At 68.3% G+C, this 17,752-nt stretch carries 13 protein-coding genes and 2 tRNA genes; 4 read left to right on the top strand and 11 right to left on the bottom strand.

The annotated features are described in order from the left end of the window. Positions 1-127: 127 nt before the first annotated feature. From T8K17_RS16360 to T8K17_RS16340, 5 genes are all read right to left on the bottom strand, one after another. On the bottom strand, positions 128-1,093 hold the full coding sequence (locus T8K17_RS16360; RefSeq protein WP_322330803.1) for a M14 family metallopeptidase: 966 nt from the start codon (positions 1,091-1,093) through the stop codon (positions 128-130). Between the two features lie 71 nt (positions 1,094-1,164). Beyond that, the gene (locus tag T8K17_RS16355) at positions 1,165-2,652 is read right to left on the bottom strand and encodes a matrixin family metalloprotease (protein WP_322330802.1); all 1,488 of its coding nucleotides are present in this window, start codon (positions 2,650-2,652) and stop codon (positions 1,165-1,167) included. Positions 2,653-2,655: 3 nt separating this feature from the next. After that, positions 2,656-3,237, bottom strand: coding sequence for a hypothetical protein (locus T8K17_RS16350; protein WP_322330801.1), 582 nt, complete (start codon positions 3,235-3,237; stop codon positions 2,656-2,658). A gap of 142 nt (positions 3,238-3,379) precedes the next feature. Then, positions 3,380-3,455 (bottom strand) — tRNA-Glu (locus T8K17_RS16345). 96 nt (positions 3,456-3,551) lie between these two features. After that, positions 3,552-3,627: transfer RNA gene (locus T8K17_RS16340), tRNA-Glu, on the bottom strand. A gap of 225 nt (positions 3,628-3,852) precedes the next feature. On the opposite strand from T8K17_RS16340, the gene T8K17_RS16335 reads away from it, so the two are divergent. Beyond that, positions 3,853-4,341 carry a ferritin-like domain-containing protein gene (locus T8K17_RS16335; protein ID WP_322330800.1) on the top strand — a complete coding sequence of 163 codons (489 nt, stop codon included), beginning with the start codon at positions 3,853-3,855 and terminating at the stop codon, positions 4,339-4,341. A gap of 75 nt (positions 4,342-4,416) precedes the next feature. Here T8K17_RS16335 and T8K17_RS16330 read toward each other — a convergent pair whose 3' ends face one another. Then, positions 4,417-5,481 (bottom strand): cyclase family protein, encoded by a 1,065-nt coding sequence (locus T8K17_RS16330; protein WP_322330799.1) that lies wholly within the window; start codon positions 5,479-5,481, stop codon positions 4,417-4,419. A gap of 171 nt (positions 5,482-5,652) precedes the next feature. Between T8K17_RS16330 and T8K17_RS16325 the strand changes: the two genes are divergently transcribed. Next, positions 5,653-6,705 carry a GTP-binding protein gene (locus tag T8K17_RS16325; protein ID WP_322330798.1) on the top strand — a complete coding sequence of 351 codons (1,053 nt, stop codon included), beginning with the start codon at positions 5,653-5,655 and terminating at the stop codon, positions 6,703-6,705. Between the two features lie 154 nt (positions 6,706-6,859). On the opposite strand, the gene recJ is transcribed toward T8K17_RS16325, so the two are convergent. The 4 genes from recJ to T8K17_RS16305 form a co-directional block, all read right to left on the bottom strand. Next, positions 6,860-8,605 (bottom strand): single-stranded-DNA-specific exonuclease RecJ, encoded by a 1,746-nt coding sequence (gene recJ / locus T8K17_RS16320; RefSeq protein ID WP_322330797.1) that lies wholly within the window; start codon positions 8,603-8,605, stop codon positions 6,860-6,862. 85 nt (positions 8,606-8,690) lie between these two features. Further along, on the bottom strand, positions 8,691-9,647 hold the full coding sequence (glpX, locus tag T8K17_RS16315) for a class II fructose-bisphosphatase (protein WP_322334973.1): 957 nt from the start codon (positions 9,645-9,647) through the stop codon (positions 8,691-8,693). Positions 9,648-9,796: 149 nt separating this feature from the next. After that, on the bottom strand, positions 9,797-11,089 hold the full coding sequence (locus tag T8K17_RS16310; protein WP_322334972.1) for a homoserine dehydrogenase: 1,293 nt from the start codon (positions 11,087-11,089) through the stop codon (positions 9,797-9,799). A 60-nt stretch (positions 11,090-11,149) separates the two neighbouring features. Further along, positions 11,150-12,742, bottom strand: a complete 1,593-nt coding sequence (locus T8K17_RS16305; RefSeq protein WP_322330796.1) for an OmpA family protein — start codon at positions 12,740-12,742, stop codon at positions 11,150-11,152. 320 nt (positions 12,743-13,062) lie between these two features. Between T8K17_RS16305 and T8K17_RS16300 the strand changes: the two genes are divergently transcribed. Together T8K17_RS16300 and T8K17_RS16295 are read left to right on the top strand one after the other, a co-directional pair. After that, positions 13,063-14,862, top strand: a complete 1,800-nt coding sequence (locus T8K17_RS16300; protein WP_322330795.1) for a class I poly(R)-hydroxyalkanoic acid synthase — start codon at positions 13,063-13,065, stop codon at positions 14,860-14,862. A 10-nt stretch (positions 14,863-14,872) separates the two neighbouring features. Continuing rightward, positions 14,873-16,240, top strand: coding sequence for a formimidoylglutamate deiminase (locus tag T8K17_RS16295; RefSeq protein WP_322330794.1), 1,368 nt, complete (start codon positions 14,873-14,875; stop codon positions 16,238-16,240). Here the strand turns inward: T8K17_RS16295 and T8K17_RS16290 are convergent. After that, positions 16,230-17,738, bottom strand: coding sequence for a M81 family metallopeptidase (locus tag T8K17_RS16290; RefSeq protein ID WP_322330793.1), 1,509 nt, complete (start codon positions 17,736-17,738; stop codon positions 16,230-16,232). The genes T8K17_RS16295 and T8K17_RS16290 overlap by 11 nt on opposite strands. Between the last annotated feature and the right edge of the window lie 14 nt (positions 17,739-17,752).

Raw genomic sequence — 17,752 nt, 5'->3', positions numbered from 1 at the left:
GATCGTCCTCCGGACCCGATCCGGAGGACGATCCGGGACCCTGTGATCGACGCTGGTGCACGGTCCTGGATCGCCCCCGGCCAGCGGCCGCGGGCGTCCAGGAAGTCGGTAAATATTCCGAGCCCCCCTACCCGGCCGCGTCGGACAGTTTCGCCAGGCGGAAGGCCCGTTGGCCTTTGACCGCCCGGTGGTTCGGCATGACCAGGATGCAGTCGTCATAGGGCGTGACGATCTCCTCGCCGCCATCCACGGCAACGACCGTGCCCGCCTTGGCGAACCGCTCCAGCCCCTTGAAGTACTCGGCGAAGAAGAAGTCGTCGGTGCGGATCGCATAGCCGTGAGTCACGTCGGCCATGGTCACCTGGGTGACCGGCGCGGTGCGGCGGTGCGCGGCGAGGGTCTCGGCGTCGATCATGTCGAGGGCGTGCAGGTATTCCAGCGCCGTGTCGATCGCCACGTCGGCGCTCGATGCCGCCCAGTGCTGGCCGCACTCGACCAGGCAGGCGATCCGGTCGGAGGCCGGGTCGTTGAACGGCGCGTATTCGATCAGCCGCAGCCCGTCCACATGGCCGGAGCCGCAGGCGATCATCGCCGGATAGCCGATCTCGCGGGTGAAGCGGCGCTCCTTCTCCAGCCCGTGGATCAGCATGATCGGATCGGAATAGGTGCCCATGGAATGGATGTCGAGCAGCCGCTCGACCCGGTCGTAGAGCGGCCGCAGCTCGCGGGCCCGGCGCAGTTCGACCGAGCTGTCCGGACCGTTCAGGCGCTCCTGGGTCCAGACCCGGTTCATGTCCTCGTCGACGAAGCGGGTCTTGGCCGGCTCCGCGGGATCGAAGCGCAGATAGGCCTCGGGATTGACGAAGGCGACGGTGAGCTTGCCGCGGGTCGGCCGGATGTCCTGCTTCATGAGGTAATCCAGCGCGATCGCCCCGCACAGCTCGTTGCCGTGGATGACCGCGTTGATCATCGCGTCGGGACCCGGCTTACCGGAGTCGAAGGTATGGACGTAGTCGATGCCGGTATTGCCGTTCCGGTGGGCGGAAATATCGGGAGCCTCCAGCTCCACCGGATAGGCGTTCGTCGCGGACATAGGGGCCTCCTGGGATTGGGGCGCCAGTCTGCGTCGGCCCGCCGGGCCAGGTAAACACCGATAATACCGGCTCAGAAAACGAAGATGTCCAGGCTGTTCAGGGAGGTCGCCGAATAGTTCGACAGGGTCACCGTGTTGCCGGCACCAAGGTCGATCACCACGTCGGCGCCGATCTGACTGGCCCGGGCGATCACATCAGCGGCCGACCCGATGCCGCTGCCGTTGACGTTCGACTGCACGGCCACGTAATCGACCAGATAGGTGAAGTCCGTGATCGTGTCGTTGCCGCTGTTGCCGGTGAAATAGAACCGGTCGTAGCCGTCGCCGCCGGACAGTACGTCGTTGCCGATATTGCCGTAGATCGTATCGTTGCCGTCATTGCCGAAGATCGAATCGTTGTCCTGACCGCCGAAGATCTTGTCGGCGCCGGCCCCGCCGACCAGAAAATCGCCGCCGTGGTTGCCGTAGATCATGTCGGCGCCCTGGCCGCCGGAGATCGTGTCCGATCCCTCGCGATAGGCCAGCGTGGTGCCCGAGCCGTAGGTCTGGGTCGCGCCGCCGTTCTGGCCGCCGTAGATCGTGTCGTCGCCGTCGCCGGCCAGCACCAGGTCGGTGCCGATATTGCCATAGAGCAGGTCGCTGCCGGCGCCGCCGCTGAGCGTGTCCTCGCCGTTGCCGGCCATCACACCGTCATTGCCCGCACCGAGCAGGAACAGATCGCTGCCGCCGTTGCCGATGAAGTAGTTGATGCCCGAATCGCCGGTAAAGGTCTCCGCCCCGTCACCGCCCCAGGTGACGTTGCCGATCGAGCCGGCGGAACTGGTGCCGTACAGGTAGCGCACGGCTATCACGTCGAGCCAGCCAAGGTTGGAGGCGTAGGTGGCCGTGCCGTCGTAATAGGACATCACCGTCGTATCGGTGTTGTCGATCGATCCCGGCAGGAACGGTCCCTCCGAGCCGGCGCTGTAATTGCCGGGATGCTTCAGCCCCAGGGCATGGCCGACCTCGTGCAGCATGGTGAGATAGCCATAGCTGCCGGCCGTGGGGTTGAGGTTGTAGGAGAAGTTGTTGGCGATCAGCACGTCGCCGCCGATCTCGTTGGTGGACGGGTAATAGGCGTAGCCGGACGACCCGGACTGGCTGTTCGCGCCGAACCGGATCTGGCCGCCGGCGCCGGCGTCGGAGACCTCCACGAAGGAGATGTTCGCCACTGCCGACCACGCTGCCAGCGCACTGCGCGCGGCGGTCTCCATGGCGGCGTTGAACACGGAGAAGGTCGGATCCGATCCGTGATAGCTCGGCAGGCTGGTCATGAAGGAGTAGGTCACCGTGGTGCCGACCCCCATCATGCCGATGCCCCATTTGCTGGAGGTTCCGACGACGACGGCGTCCAGGTTGCCGTCGCCGGAGCTTTCCGCCGTTCCGAGCGTCTGCCGGCCGTCGGTGGACAGCGCCGCGCCCTCCATCGACGCGGCGGCGCTGCCACTGCTGTGGCCGAAACATCCGCAGGAACCGCAGGAACAGGCGGCCGGGATCTGGGAAGGCGCATAGGCGTTCATGGATTACTCCGTTTTTCCTGTCCGGCCGTGGCCGACGGCAGGTGCAGACAGCCGCCACGGTGCAATGACCCGCTCGGCAAGCTCCGCCCTGAGCGCTTCTCCGACTATCTCGGGAGCGGTTACCAAACCCTTAGCCGGGACCAGTACCGGCGGCGCGCCGAACAGCTGACCGTCGGTCATGTCCTTGCGCAGAAGGTCGATGTCGATGGCGAGCAGCGGGCCGTTCGGCCCCTCCATCGGATAGCCGTTGACCAGAACCGTGATCGCGGCGGGATCCGACAGGCCTCCGGTGCCGAGCTCGATCTCCCGCCCCGCGAGCCCGCTGAGCACGTCCCGCGCGACCGTGCACAGGGCCGTCCGCTGATCGGCGTCGAGCGGCCGGCCGCAGAACAGCACCAGGCGGTCGACCCCGCTGAAGAACGGCTGCGGAGACAGGGCCAGAGCCTCGGGACACGCCGCGAGCAGCGTGGATGCGACGGCCGCTATCGAAAGGGACAGCAATGGCCGTTTTTTGGCCGGCCATCGAGCCGTGTCTGTCATCGCCTCGACCCCATCGTCGCGCCGCCCGCCGATCGCCCATGCCATCGTCAGAGCATAATAATACTCTAGGGTAAGGTGCCTTTGAGGGAAATACGGATGATCTGTGAGACTTTGCACAATCGCCATCGACGGCGGCCGGAAACTCGGCGCCGGATCGGCTGAACGGAGATTGTGCTTGGAAAGCCTTTGGCGACCCCTACGGGATTCGAACCCGTGTTGCCGCCGTGAGAGGGCGGTGTCCTAGGCCTCTAGACGAAGGGGTCGCAGAGGAGAGCGGGTTGATATCAATCCGCCGACAGCTTTGCAAGCGCGTTCGCAACCCTGGTCGAAAAATCGGCGGCTGCGAAGCGCCTGTAGAATGGCGACCCCTACGGGATTCGAACCCGTGTCGCCGCCGTGAAAGGGCGGTGTCCTAGGCCTCTAGACGAAGGGGTCATCCGAGGAGGGTGGAGATACAGGCCCCCGATCCTGAAATCAAGCCCGAACCGCACCGAGGGGACACTCCTTTTCGCCGCCGGCCGAAATGGCAAATCGTCAATCGCTACCGCCTGTTGGGAACCCGCCCGGAACAGCGCCGTTGCTGGCTGGCGTGGGGCGCGGGCCTGTCCCCCGCTCCACGCACCAGTGACGTCCCTTCCCACCCCCCGAGGGAGACACCCCATGTCCATGAAGACCCTTGAAGACCTGTTCAAGCACTTCCTGCGTGACATGTATTACGCCGAGAAGCAGGTCCTGAAGACGCTGCCGAAGATGGCCCGCAAGGCCGGTTCCGACGACCTGCGCGCCGCCTTCGAGGACCACCGCGAGGAAACCGAGGAGCAGATCGAGAATCTGGAGAAGATCTTCGAGATGCTCGACCTGAAGCCGCGCGGCGTCACCTGCGACGCCATTCTGGGCATTCTCGACGAAGGCAAGGAGATCATGGAGGAGGCCGAAGAGCCCCAGGCCCGCGATGCGGGCATGATCGCCGGCGCCCAGGCGGTCGAGCATTACGAGATCAACCGCTACGGCACCATGATCGCCTGGGCCAAGCAGTTGGGCATGGCCGACGCCGCGGCGCTGCTCAAGGCCAATCTCGACCAGGAGACCGCCGCCGACAAGAAGCTGACTACACTCGCGGTCGGCAACCTGAACCGGAAGGCCGCCTGATCCCGTTTCGGGTCAGGCCCGTTCCCAATAAACGGGCCGCCGGAAACCGGCGGCCCGCACGGTCGAGATGTCTGCTCAGGTGATCGCGATCGGCGAGCCGGCCGAGCCCGTGGCGCCTTTCACCGGCATCGGCGCGAAGACATAAACGAACCGGTATTTTCCGTCGGCGATCAGCTCGTCGAAGAACAGGTTCTCGTGGTTGAAGATGCCGTTCTTGGTGATCAGTTCGGCATGCACCGGGAAGGCGAGGTTCGGATCGGGGTTCGGAACGACCTCGGTCGGCCAGGTATCGGCGCCGGTGATGGCGATCTCCTTGCCGATGAGCCAGCGCGCGACTTCCAGGCCGATGCCCGGGCAGCCTGAATTGAAGCGGTCGTTGTTCTTCATCCACAGCGAGCCCCAGCCCGTGTTGAAGAACACCGCGTCGCCCGACTTGATGTCCGCCTCCGACATGCCCTGCTTGGACAGCGCACCCTGCACGTCGGCCATGGTGATCTCGTACCCGGCATCCTTCATTTCTCCGAGGGAGCCGTGCACGTCGATCAGATGGGCCGGGGTGAAGAATGGCTTCACGTTCTCCACGCCCAGCTTGCCGAGCCCGTAGGACCCGCTGACGATGCTGCCGTCGAAGCCGTTGTAGTATTTCTGGTCCTTCTTGTTCGCGGCGTCGCCGGTCACCAGACCGATATGGCCGAGCCCGTCGAACTGGGTGCCCACCTGCCCGATCTCGGTCGCCAGGAACTCGTCGTTGTAGATCAGGTTGTTGCCGCCGAACGGGCCGCCGGTCGGCGCGCCGGGAATGCGCACCGCGAAGACCCGGGCACCGAACATCGGCATGCCCGCCTCGTAGGTCCGGCCGATCTTGTAGACCTTGCCGTCCTTGATCTTGGAGGCGGCCTCCAGGGTCTTTTCCGGGGTCATCCAGTTCGACGCGCCGGCCTGATCCTCGGCCCCCCAGCGCGACGGCCACCAAGGCTCGGTCGACGGCGTCTGCGCCTGGGCGAGCTGGTCGGAGCCGCCGCTGCCGACGAACGCCGCGCCGCCGGCCGCGGCACCGATCGCGGCGGTCTTCATGAAGTCCCGTCTGCTCGGCGACTGCGGATCCGTCCCGTCGCCCGCCTCGAACTTGCTCTTGCGCATCCCCGTCTCCTCCCGAATGAACCGGTGTTCTTGTTTCCGTTGACGGCCCTGCCTTCGGCCATAGGTAGAATGGTGACGACCAGTGCGACAAAGTGTCAAGCTGGGGTGATCACAAGAGCGGCTCAAGCCGCCTCCGGATCAACGACTCGGCTTGGGAGGGCCTTCCTCAAAATGTCTCTGTTCGAACTGGACAGGTCTGCCGACAGGATTCCCGTCTCCGTCCTGACGGGATTCCTGGGGAGCGGCAAGACCACCCTGCTGAACGCGCTGCTCCAGGACCCGGCGCTCGCAGATACCGCGGTCATCGTGAACGAATTCGGCGAGGTCGGCCTCGATCACCTGCTCATGGAGTCGGTGGACGGCGAGATGACCGTGATGGCGTCGGGCTGCATCTGCTGCACCATCCGCTCCGACCTGGAGACCACCCTGCGGGATCTGCTGGCCCGCGCCCGGGCCGGCACCGTGCCCCGGTTCCGCCGGGTCGTGGTCGAGACAACCGGCCTGGCGGATCCGGCACCCATCGTGCAGATGCTGCTGAACAATCCGCTGGTGTCCGGCTTCTTCCGGCTGGACGCCGTGGTCACCACCGTCGACGCGATCCACGGCACCGCACAGCTCGACGCCCAGCCCGAGGCGGTGAAGCAGGTGGCCATGGCCGACCGGCTGATCGTGACCAAGACCGACCTCGCCGCGCCGGAGACGGCGAAGGCGCTGGAGCGCCGGCTGGCCGCCCTCAATCCGACGGCCGCCCGGATCCGCGCGGTCAGCGGCGCGGTGGAAGCCGCCCGGCTGTTCGATGCCGGATGGTTCGACCCGCTCACCAAGACGCCCGACGTGCAGCGCTGGCTGCGCGACGAGGCGCTGGCTGCGGACGGGGCCCATGGCGATCATCACCACCATCACGACACCAACCGGCATGACGGCGGCATCGTCGCCTTCGCCCTCACCTTCTCCGAACCGCTCACTTGGAGCCGGGTCAACCTGTGGCTGGCCGCCCTGCGCGAGCAGCACGGCGACCGGCTGCTGCGGGTGAAGGGGATTCTGAACCTGGACGACGAAACGACGCCGGTGGTGATCCACGGGGTGCATCACGTGTTCCACTCCCCTGCCCGGCTGGCCGACTGGCCCGACGGGGACCGGCGCTCGCGCATCGTCTTCATCACCCGCGGGCTCAACGAGGCGACGGTGCGCAGCTTCTGGGAGGATGTGTCGGCGGCGGCGTGAGAGGTACCCCAAGCTTCACCACCAAAATCGACTTCCTGGACGCCTCCGGATCTCGATCCGGGGGCGGTCCAGGACCCTGTGCCCGGCGACGGAGCACAGACCTGGATCACCTCGGGCTGCGGCCGCGGCGCCAGGAAGTCGGATTGAGAAAGGCTCAGTAGGCCGGCGCGGCGTCGTCGATGACGAGCTGGACGTTGTCACCGCCGCGGAAATCGTCGAGCCGCAGATGGCCGGCCACATGGATCGGCAACTGCCCGGCCTGCAGAAGGCCGGGGCCGAGATCGCCGGTCATGGCGCGGAAGGCGATCGCGTTCACCCGGCCGCCGTCGCCGCCCGACAGGGTGCACCGCACGTGGTTCTCGCCGACCACGCCGCTGGACACCACCTTCGCCCCCGACAGCACGAAGCGCGGCTCGGAATTGCCGGTGCCGAACGGGCCGACGCGGGAGACCGAGCGCACCAGATCCGCCGTCGCCCCCCGCGGCGACAGCGCCCCGTCGACCGACAGCTCCGCCACCAGGGGCATGCCCGCCAGCGCCGCGCTGACCCGCTCCGACAGGAAGGCGCGGAAAGCGTCGATCCGGTCGGCGGCGACGGTAAAGCCGGCCGCCATGGCATGGCCCCCGCCCTTCTCCAGCACCCCGGCCTGATGGGCGGCGATGACGGCAGCGCCCAGGTCGACCCCCGGCACCGAGCGGCCGGACCCCTTGCCGACTCCCGCCTCGTCCACCCCGACGACGCAGGCCGGACGGTTGAACCGGTCCTTCAGGCGGCTGGCGACGATGCCGACCACCCCCGGATGCCAGCCCTGTCCCGAGACCACCAACACCGGCGCGTCGCCGGCGGCCTCCGCCTGGGCGATGGCACTGTCCAGCACCTCGGCCTCGATGGCCCGGCGCTCGTCGTTGTAGCGGTCGAGCTCGCCGGCGATCTGCCGCGCCTCGGCAGGGTCGTCGGTGGAGAGCAGTCGGGCGCCGAGATCGGCCCGGCCGACCCGGCCACCGGCATTGATCCGCGGCCCCAGAACGAAGCCCAGATGATAGGGATCGGGCTTGCGGTCGAGCCCGGCCACATCGGCCAGCGCCGCCAGGCCGACCGTCGACCGCCCGGCCATGACCTTCAACCCTTGGGCGATGAAGGCCCGGTTCAATCCGGTGAGCGGGACCACGTCGCAGACGGTGCCGAGCGCGGTGAGGTCGAGGATCCCCCGCAGGTCCGGCTCCGCCTTCCCGGCGAACCAGCCCCTGGCCCGCAGCGTCCGGTTGACGGCGACCAGGGTGACGAAGGTCACGCCGCAGGCTGCCAGATGGCCGAAGCCCGGCTCTTCGTCCAGGCGGTTCGGATTGACCACGGCGACGGCGGCCGGCAAGTCCGGCTCGGCGATATGGTGGTCGACGACGATGACGTCGATCCCGGCGGCCCTGGCCTGCCCCAGGGTCTCGATCGCCAGGATCCCGCAGTCGAGGCACACCACCACGCCGGCACCCTGGGCGACCAGCCCCTGGATCGCCGGCAGGTTCGGACCGTAGCCCTCGTCGATGCGGTCGGGGATGTGCAGGACGACGCGGGCGCCCGCCGCCTGGAAATACCGGGCCATGCTGGCCGCCGACGTGGCGCCGTCCACGTCGTAATCGGCGAACAGGCCGATGGTCTGGCCGGACATGACCGCATGGGCCAGCCGCTCGGCGGCGGCATCCATGTCGCGGAAGCGGCTGGGATCGGGCAGTTCGGCGCGCAGGGTCGGCTCCAGGAACCGCTCCACCGCATCCAGGTCGATGCCGCGCTGGGCCATGATGCGGCCGACGATCTCCGGCACGGCGAAGCGCTGGGAGATGGCCAGGCCGAGCCGGTCCACCTCCACACCGCTGCCGCCGCGCAGCGTCCAGCGCCGCGCGGTCATCGATCGTTCTATGCCGAGGAACGCGGCGGCTTGCGGCACGCGTCCTGCCCCCTGTTCCGGTTGGCGCCCTGCCCCGGTCGAGCCGTCAGTCGACCGACGGCTTGCGGGTGAAGTCGTGGGTCGCTTCCACCGTGCGCACCGTGCCGGTCTTCGACCGCATGATGATCGAGTGGGTGGTGGCACCGCCGGCATAGCGGCGCACGCCGCGCAGCATGGCGCCGTTGGTCACGCCGGTGGCCGCGAACATGACGTCGCCGCCGGCCAGGCCCATGATGTCGTACTTCTTGTCGAGATCGGTGATGCCCCAGCGCTTGGCGCGGCCCTTCTCGTCGTCGTTGCGGAACAGCAGACGGCCCTGGATCTGGCCGCCGATGCAGCGCAGGGCCGCGGCCGCCAGCACGCCTTCCGGCGCGCCGCCCGAGCCCATGTAGATGTCGACGCCGCTGGTCGGCTGCGAGGTGGCGATGACGCCGGACACGTCGCCGTCGGAGATCAGCATGATCCGGGCGCCGGCATCGCGCACCTGGGCGATCAGGTCGGCGTGACGCGGACGGTCGAGGATGCAGGCGACGATGTCGGCGACGTCGACACCCTTCTCCTTGGCCAGGTTCTTCAGGTTCTCCTCGACGCTGTTGTCCAGGTCGACGATGCCCTGGGGCAGACCGCCGCCGACGGCGATCTTGTCCATGTAGACGTCCGGCGCGTTCAGGAAGCCGCCTTCCGACGCCAGCGCGATCACGGCGAGCGCGTTCTGGCCGCCCTTGGCGGTGATGGTGGTGCCTTCCAGCGGATCGAGCGCGATGTCGATCTTGGTGCCGCCGCGGCCGACCTTCTCGCCGATATAGAGCATCGGCGCCTCGTCGCGCTCACCCTCGCCGATGACGACGGTGCCGTCGATCTCGAGGTTGTTCAGCGCGGTGCGCATGGCGTCGACCGCTGCCTGATCGGCCATCTTCTCGTCGCCCCGGCCCATGAGCCGGGAGGCCGCCAGCGCCGCCGCCTCGGTGACCCGCACGGCCTCCAGGGCGAGGTTGCGGTCCATGGTGAAGACTTCGGCGGTGTCAGACATTCTTTTTTCTCCCGGTATTTCCTGGCTGCGCCCGGCCGGAAACGTCCGTCGGTGCGCGATCAATCCCGTTGCGCCGGGTTCTTAACCGATCCGGGGCGGGTTCGCGAGTGCCTTATGGGCCGTCACAGGTCGACGATGCGGATCATCGCCGGCGGTTCCTGCACCGCGTCGAGCCTGGCGATCTCCGCCAGGGCCTTGCGCATGGCGGCCTCATCCACCTCGTGGGTGGTCAGCGCCACCGGCACCTTCTCCAGCGGATCGCGGCCGCGCTGGACCATCGATTCCAGGGAGATGTTCTGGTCGCGCATGATCGCCGTCACATCCGCCAGCACGCCGGGCCGGTCGATCACCATCAGCCGCACGTAGTAGCCGCCGCGCATTGATTCCCACGGCGCTTCCCGGTTGGCGGTCAGGTCGTCGGCCGGCACGCCGAACACCGGCGCGCCGCGGCCCGAGGCGATGTCGACGATATCGCCGATCACCGCCGACGCGGTCGGCCCGGCGCCGGCACCCCGGCCGTAATGCAGGGTGGTGCCGACGGCGTCGCCCTCGGCCACGACGGCGTTGAACACACCTTCCACTTGGGCGATCGGCGCCGCCTTGGCCACCATGCAGGGATGCACCCGCTGGCGGATGCCTTCCGGCGTGCGCTCGGCGATGCCCAGCAGCTTGATGCGGTAGCCGAACTCCTCGGCATAGGCGATGTCGAGCGCGGAGATCGAGCGGATGCCTTCGGTATGGACGGCGTCGAAATCGACCGCGTGGCCGAAGGCGAGCGCCGACAGCAGCGACAGCTTGTGGGCGGCGTCGATGCCGTCCACGTCGAAGGTCGGGTCGGCCTCGGCGTAGCCCAGCTCCTGGGCCTCGGCGAGCACGTCGTCGAACGCCCGGCCGCTCTCGCGCATGGCCGTCAGGATGTAGTTGCAGGTCCCGTTGAGGATGCCGTAGACGCGGCTGACCTCGTTGACCACCAGCCCCTCGCGCAGGGCGCGGATGATCGGGATGCCGCCGGCCACCGCCGCCTCGTAAGCCAGGGTCACGCCAGCCGTCTCCGCCTTGCGGGCGAGGTCGGAGCCGTGATGGGCGAGCAGCGCCTTGTTCGCCGTGACCACCGACTTGCCCGCCGCCATGGCGGTTTCCACGAGGGTCTTGGCCACTCCGTCGGAGCCGCCGATCAGCTCGCAGACCACGTCCACGTCGTCGCGGGTCGCCAGCGCCAGGGGATCGTCGGCCCAGGCGATGCCGGACAGGTCCAGCCCCCGGTCCTTGTCCTTGCTGCGGGCGGAGACCGCCACCACCTCGACCGGCCGGCCGGCATGGGACGCGATCACGTCCCGCCGCTTCGCCAGCAGGCGCACCGTCTCCGCGCCAACCGTTCCCAATCCCGCAACGGCCACCCGCAGCGCCTCGCCCATCTTCTCACCCATCAGATTAGATAATGTCTACAGCGTATTGATATTGCTGGATTGATTTGCTCAGTACTGGAACAGGATCTCGGCCCGGCGGTTGCCCGCCTCGCCCGAGGGCATGCTCTCGTAATACAGCGGCTGGCTGGCGCTCATCGCCTCCACCAGCACCCGCTCCCGCGGGACGCCGGCGGCGATCAGGGCGTCGGCCACGGTCTGTGCCCGGTCCATGGATTCCTGGAAGTTCACCAGCTCGTGGGACGCCAGCGCCATCTCCGCGGTCCGCGACGAGGCATGGCCGATCACCCGGATGAAGGCGTCCGTCTCCTGCGCAGCGGACGCGATCGAGCGGACCATGTCCAGGTCGTCGGCGTTCAGCGCCGCCGAGCCATGAGCGAAGTTCACGGTGCCCACGAGATAGGCCGGACCGGTGAAACCCATCTGATACTGGTCGAGCGCCGGACCGTCGACGATCACCGAGGGCGACTGGTCGACGGCGCTATCGGCCGTCGGCATGGGCGCCGACGGCGGCGCCGAAGCCTGCTGCTGATAGCTGGGAGCCGAGGGGACGGGCGACGGAGCCGTCGGCGCGGTCGCCGAGGGTGCTGCAGCCGACGTCGTTGCAGCCGACGGGGCGGACGCGACAGGGGCCGGCGCCTCGCCCGGCCGGCGGACGGTCTCGTGGGCGATGTCGCCGTCGGCGGTCCGATGCACGGTGCGGGTCTCGATCAGGGTCCGGGTGATCTCCGGCCCGTCCTCGGACTTGGCACTCGGCGGCGGCGTCACCCGGGCGGTGGGCTGGTTGCCGGCGGAATCGAGGCTGCGCCCGGTCGCGGCGGGCGCCGGCGTGCCGGTCGCCTCGGCGCGGGTGCCGGCACCGGACGCGGTGGCGGCCATGCGCGGCTCGGCGGCAAGCGCCCGGGTCGGCGCGCTCTGGTTCTCGACGACCGTGGACTGGATGTCGCTCACCCGGCCGGAGGTGGCCGGCGTCACGCTCTTGGAGTCCGGGGCCGGCCGGCGCGGCCAGAGGCCCGAATTCTCGCCGCTGGCAGGAGCCGGAGCGGGTTCGGGCGCGCGGGTGGCCGGTGCCGCCGGGGCCGGAACCGGCGCGGGCGTGGCGACGGTCGGCGCTGCGGGCGGCGGCGTGCTCTTCATGACCGCCGCCTGGTTCGGCGCCGGCGCGGTGTCGGGCGCCCTGACCGTCGGGCTCGGCGGCGGCGAGGCCGGCAGGGACGCGGTCTGCTGACCGGAACCGCTGCGGGATGTCGGCGGCGCGGCCGGGGCCGAGACGTCGGTACTGTCGGTGTAGCGGGCGCTGTCGCGGTCGGCGACCAGACCCTGCTGGATCGCCGCACGCTCCTCCGCCGTCGTGGTGGGGGTCGGACGCTGCGGCACGCTGGCGAGGTTCGGGAACGGCTTGTCGGCGCTGGACGCATCGGCGGGGGCCGAGGCCTGCGGCTCGTCGTCGGACAACCAGCCGCCCACGGTGTCGGTGGTGCCCTCGTACCACTCCACCGGGTTCAGCGCGTCCGGCACCGACGAACACCCGGACAGCGCCAGGGCGGCGGCCAGGCCGATGAGCGGCGACGCCGGAAGCCGACGCCGTGTCGCGCCGCGCGTCCCCACGAATCCGGAACCGATCTTTTTCGTGGTTTCGACCATGCTTCTCTCCCCCATCGCTGCCGCCGACCCTCGTTTCAGGCCGGCGGAGTTTACGTGGCCTAGCGTCTCAACACCAGCACTGCAAGGGCCTAGAACCACAGGCGTTTCCCAGGCCCGATCCGATGGATCCCCCGTAAGGCCGACCCGCTCCCCATGCCCGCGGAGAGGTTTAATCCCATTCGCCACGTCGGGATAGGGGGCGGCTTGCCAGCAATACCGGTCCGACGCCCGGGCTTCGCATTGGCCACAGCCCCACCGTTTCTGGTAAAAGTCGCAGTGAGCGCCCCCGCTTTCCGACGACCGGAACGAAAGCAGTCTCCATGACCGACAGCAGCGACAAGAAGATCTCGGCCCCCGATCCGGTCGAGATTTCCCAGGCCATGACCCATATCGCCGAGCGCAGCCAGCGGCTGGTGATGGAGTTCCTGGAGCATCAGGATCCCAACGCCCTGGGCCTCTCCGATCCGCTGAACATCGGCAAGGCGTTCACGGACATGACGTCGAAAATGATGGCCGACCCGGCGAAGATCATGAAGGCGCAGATGGATCTGTGGCAGTCCTATATGGCGCTGTGGCAGACCACCACCTCGCGCATGCTCGGCGGCACCGCCGGGCCCGTGATCGATGCCAACGGCGACCGCCGGTTCAAGGACGCCGCCTGGAACGAGAACGTCGTCTTCGACTACATCAAGCAGAGCTACCTGCTGACCGCCGAATGGATGCAGCGCACGGTCCACGAGGTCGAGGGGCTGGACGACAAGACCCGGCGCAAGGTCGATTTTTACACCAAGCAGTTCGCCGACGCCGTCGCCCCCTCGAACTTCGTGATGACCAATCCCGAGGTGCTGCGCGAGACCATCGAAAGCGGCGGCGAGAACCTGCTGAAGGGCCTGGAGAACCTGCTCGAGGATCTGGAGCGGGGCAAGGGCAAGCTGTCGATCAAGATGGTTGACGAGGACGCCTTCAAGGTCGGCGAGAACGTCGCCACCACCCCGGGCAAGGTGGTGTTCCAGAACGACCTGATGCAGCTCATCCAGTACAGCCCGACGACCGAGACGGTGCACCGACGGCCGCTGCTGATCGTGCCGCCGTGGATCAACAAGTTCTACATCCTGGACCTGCGCGAGAAGAACTCGTTCATCAAATGGGCGGTCGGCCAGGGCATCACCGTGTTCGTGGTCTCCTGGGTGAACCCGGATGCCCACCTCGCGGCCAAGACCTTCGAGGATTACATGCTGGAGGGCCCGTTGGCGGCCCTGGACGCCATCGAGAAGGCGACAGGCGAGCGTGAGGTCAACGCCATCGGCTACTGCATCGGCGGCACGCTGATGGCCAGCACGCTGGCCTACATGACCGCCAAGAAGGACGACCGGATCAAATCCATCACCTTCTTCACCACCATGGTGGACTTCACCGAAGCCGGCGAGCTGTCGGTCTTCATCGACGAGGAGCAGCTCGGCGCCCTGGAAGACCGGATGAACAAGGACGGCTATCTCGACGGCCGGGCCATGGCGACGACCTTCAACATGCTGCGGGCCAACGACCTGATCTGGTCCTTCGTGGTCAACAACTACCTGATGGGCAAGGAGCCCTTCCCGTTCGACCTGCTGTACTGGAACTCCGACAGCACCCGCATGCCGGCGGCGATGCACAGCTTCTACCTGCGCCGGATGTATCAGGAGAACAAGCTGGTCGAACCGGGCGGCATCACGCTCTGCGGCGTGCCGATCGACCTCACCACGGTCAAGCTGCCGACCTTCATGCTGTCCACCCGCGAGGACCATATCGCGCCGTGGAAATCGACCTATGCGGCGACCCAGCTCTACAAGGGACCGGTCAAGTTCGTGCTCGCCATGTCGGGGCATATCGCCGGGGTCGTGAACCCGCCCACGGACAAGCCGAAATACGGCTACTGGACCAAGACCGGCCGGGCGCCGAAGGATCCGGAGAAGTGGCTGGCCGGCGCCACCGCCCATGAAGGCTCCTGGTGGCCGGAATGGAAGGCCTGGCTGGACAAGCATGGCGGCGGCCAAGTGCCCGCTCGGGTGCCCGGCGACGGCAAGCTGAAGGCGCTGGAAGACGCGCCGGGCAGCTATGTCGCGGTGAAGGCCGGGGACTGATCCGGCCGCGATGACGACGACGCAGATCTTCGCCCGCCGGGCGCGGCTGGAGCATGGCTGGGCCGCGAACGCGACCCTGCGCGTCGAGAACGGTCGGATATCGCAGATCGTCCGCGACAGCGCGCCGGCGGCCGAGGCGCGACGGGTCGACACCCTGCTCCCGGCCCTGGGCAACCTGCACAGCCACGCCTTCCAGCGCGCCATGGCCGGGATGACCGAGCGGCGGCGGGCGGGCCAGGACAGTTTCTGGACCTGGCGGACCCTCATGTACGCCTTCCTGGAGCGCATCACGCCGGAGCAGGTCGAGGTGATCGCCGCCCAGGTCTATCTGGAGATGCTGGAGGCGGGATACGCGAGCGTCGGGGAGTTCCACTACCTGCATCACCAGCCAGACGGCACGCCCTTCGCCGATCTGGCGGAAATGAGCGGCCGGATCGCGGCGGCGGCGGACCGGACCGGGATCGGCCTGACCCTGCTGCCGGTGCTGTACACCTATGGCGCCGCCGGACAGCAGCCGGTGGCCGGCGGCCAGCGCCGCTTCGCCAACGATCCGGAGCGCTATGCCCGGCTGGTGGAGGCGGCGAAAGCGGCGACCGTCCCCCTGCCCGCCGATACGGTGGTGGGCATCGCCCCGCACTCCTTGCGCGCCACGGCCCCGGACGAGCTTGCCGCCACGGTGGCCACCCATCCGGACGGCCCGGTGCATATCCACATCGCCGAGCAGACGGCGGAGATCGACCAGATCGAAGGCTGGCTGGGGTCCCGGCCGGTCGCCTGGCTGCTGGACAACCAGCCGGTCGACAGCCGCTGGTGCCTGATCCACGCCACCCACATGATTCCGGAAGAGACGGAAGGTGCCGCGCGCTCCGGCGCGGTGGCCGGCCTGTGTCCGATCACCGAGGCCAATCTGGGCGACGGCATTTTCGACGGGCCGCGCTATCTGGCGGCGGGCGGGGCCTTCGGCGTCGGCTCCGACAGCAACGTCCGCATCGCGCTGGGCGAGGAACTGCGGATGCTGGAATACTCCCAGCGGCTGCGCGACCGAGCCCGCAACGTGCTCGTCCCAGGAGAGGGATCGGTCGGCGAGACCCTGTATCTCGGGGCGGCGACTGGCGGAGCGACGGCGCTCGGCCGCGACGCCGGATCGATCCGCGAGGGCGCGCTGGCGGATCTGGTGGCGATCGACACGTCGGACCCGACCCTCTGCACCCTCACCGACGGGCAGCTGCTCGACGGTCTCTGCTTCGCCGCCGGCGACAGGGTGGTCACCGATGTCTGGTCGGCCGGCCGGCACGTGGTCAGCGGCGGCCGGCATCCCAGGCGCGACGAGATCCGCGCCGCCTACGCCCGGGCAGTGTCCGACCTGCTCACCGGGTGACCGAGACCGGCTGCAAATCCTCGTCCAGCGGGAAGATCGGCCGTCGCACGGTCTCGAAGTTCAGCATCGAATAGTCCGAGGTGCAGACCCCGACCCCGGCGCATTCCACCGTCTCGGCGGCGAGGTCGCGGAAGCCGGCGCGCCAGTGGATGCGGCTCTTCAGCATCAGATACTTCTTCGCCGTGGGATCGATGCCCAGCGAGGTGAAGGCGGCGGTGTCGTTCGGCTCCTGCTGGGTCGAGGTGACGACGATCTCCACCTTCCCGGTGTCGAGCACCACGGTCGGTCCCATCGAATTCATCACGCCCCGGCTCATCGGCCCGACATTGCGGAACCGGCCGTCGGAGATCAGCTTCACCCGGCCGCTCACCTCCAGCGGCTCGCCGGTGCGGCCGATGGAGGGCATGTCGGTCTTGCCGCCGAGCGACACCGTCACCTCGTTGCCGATACCGGCGGCGATCATCGTCTCCACCGCGGCCGGATCGCAGATTGCGAAGGCGGCCACGTCCTCCAGCCCCGCGTCCAGGATGCCCTTCAGCACCGCCATTGTGTCCATCGACCCGCCGGAGGCCGCGTTGTCGTAGTGGTCCAGCAGCACGATCGGCCCGTCGGCCTTCAGCTCCTGCGCCCGCTTGAGCGACTCCTCCAGCGGCTCGATCTCGTAGACGAAGGCCCGGCGCTCCTTCCAGGCGAGGTCGAGCAACTCGTCGACCATGCGCTGGGCTGCTTCCGGATCGTTGTCCGTCACAACCACCGCGCTGACCCCGGCCAGCCGGATATCGGCGTGCGGGAAGCCGGTGAAGAAGCTGGCGCAGAGCGCACCCTGGCCTTCCATCTTCTGCGCCAGTTCCTGGATCTGCTTGTTCGGGAAGTCGTGGGTGCCCTGGCGCATCACGTGGGGCAGCATCGGCCGGTTGCCCCAGGCCATGGTCGGCTTCGCCGCCCCGCGCAGCATGGCCAGGATCGGCAGCGCGGTGCGCCGGCCGGTCTCGTAGATGTCCACATGCGGATAGGTCTGGTAGCCGGCGACCACGTCGGCATTCTCGACGATGGCCGGATACATGTTGGTGTGCATGTCCAGGGTGACGCCGATGGGCGTGTCCGGCGCCAGCTCGCGCACCCGGGCGACCAGCGGCCCCTCCCCGTCCTCGAGGCTCTCGGTGACCATGGCGCCGTGCAGGTGCAGCAGGATCGCGTCCGGCTTCTCGGCGCCGACGGCGGCGCAGATCTTGTCGGTCATGTAGTCGTAGGCGGCATCCTCGACCGGCCCGCTCGGCCAGGCCCCGGCGGCCAGCGCCAGCACGAAGTCGAGCCCTTCGGCCTCGCACAGCTCGATATAGGCGCCCAGCGCCGAGCCGGTGCCCTTGAACGCCTTCACCGCGTCCGCCCCCTCCAGCGGCAATCCCGTGCTGCTGCCCCGGCAGAAGCGGCTCAACGGGGTGGGCACCGTGGAGAAGGTGTTGGTCTCGTGCTGCATCATGGCCATCAGGATCTTCATCGCCGCCTCCTCCG

The sequence above is a fragment of the Thalassobaculum sp. OXR-137 genome (assembly GCF_034377285.1).
Taxonomy (GTDB): domain Bacteria; phylum Pseudomonadota; class Alphaproteobacteria; order Thalassobaculales; family Thalassobaculaceae; genus Thalassobaculum.
Note: the sequence above shows the minus strand (reverse complement) of the source record. Positions and strands in the feature narration are given on the sequence as shown.

What these genes read in the sequence shown, in the direction of transcription:
- glpX (WP_322334973.1), bottom strand. Translation starts at nt 9,647, where the DNA reads ATGGACCGCAACCTCGCCCTGGAGGCCGTGCGGGTCACCGAGGCGGCG.
- T8K17_RS16350 (WP_322330801.1), bottom strand. Translation starts at nt 3,237, where the DNA reads ATGGCATGGGCGATCGGCGGGCGGCGCGACGATGGGGTCGAGGCGATG.
- T8K17_RS16335 (WP_322330800.1), top strand. Translation starts at nt 3,853, where the DNA reads ATGTCCATGAAGACCCTTGAAGACCTGTTCAAGCACTTCCTGCGTGAC.
- T8K17_RS16310 (WP_322334972.1), bottom strand. Translation starts at nt 11,089, where the DNA reads ATGGGCGAGGCGCTGCGGGTGGCCGTTGCGGGATTGGGAACGGTTGGC.
- T8K17_RS16355 (WP_322330802.1), bottom strand. Translation starts at nt 2,652, where the DNA reads ATGAACGCCTATGCGCCTTCCCAGATCCCGGCCGCCTGTTCCTGCGGT.
- T8K17_RS16300 (WP_322330795.1), top strand. Translation starts at nt 13,063, where the DNA reads ATGACCGACAGCAGCGACAAGAAGATCTCGGCCCCCGATCCGGTCGAG.
- T8K17_RS16325 (WP_322330798.1), top strand. Translation starts at nt 5,653, where the DNA reads ATGTCTCTGTTCGAACTGGACAGGTCTGCCGACAGGATTCCCGTCTCC.
- T8K17_RS16290 (WP_322330793.1), bottom strand. Translation starts at nt 17,738, where the DNA reads ATGAAGATCCTGATGGCCATGATGCAGCACGAGACCAACACCTTCTCC.
- recJ (WP_322330797.1), bottom strand. Translation starts at nt 8,605, where the DNA reads ATGACCGCGCGGCGCTGGACGCTGCGCGGCGGCAGCGGTGTGGAGGTG.
- T8K17_RS16305 (WP_322330796.1), bottom strand. Translation starts at nt 12,742, where the DNA reads ATGGTCGAAACCACGAAAAAGATCGGTTCCGGATTCGTGGGGACGCGC.
- T8K17_RS16330 (WP_322330799.1), bottom strand. Translation starts at nt 5,481, where the DNA reads ATGCGCAAGAGCAAGTTCGAGGCGGGCGACGGGACGGATCCGCAGTCG.
- T8K17_RS16360 (WP_322330803.1), bottom strand. Translation starts at nt 1,093, where the DNA reads ATGTCCGCGACGAACGCCTATCCGGTGGAGCTGGAGGCTCCCGATATT.
- T8K17_RS16295 (WP_322330794.1), top strand. Translation starts at nt 14,873, where the DNA reads ATGACGACGACGCAGATCTTCGCCCGCCGGGCGCGGCTGGAGCATGGC.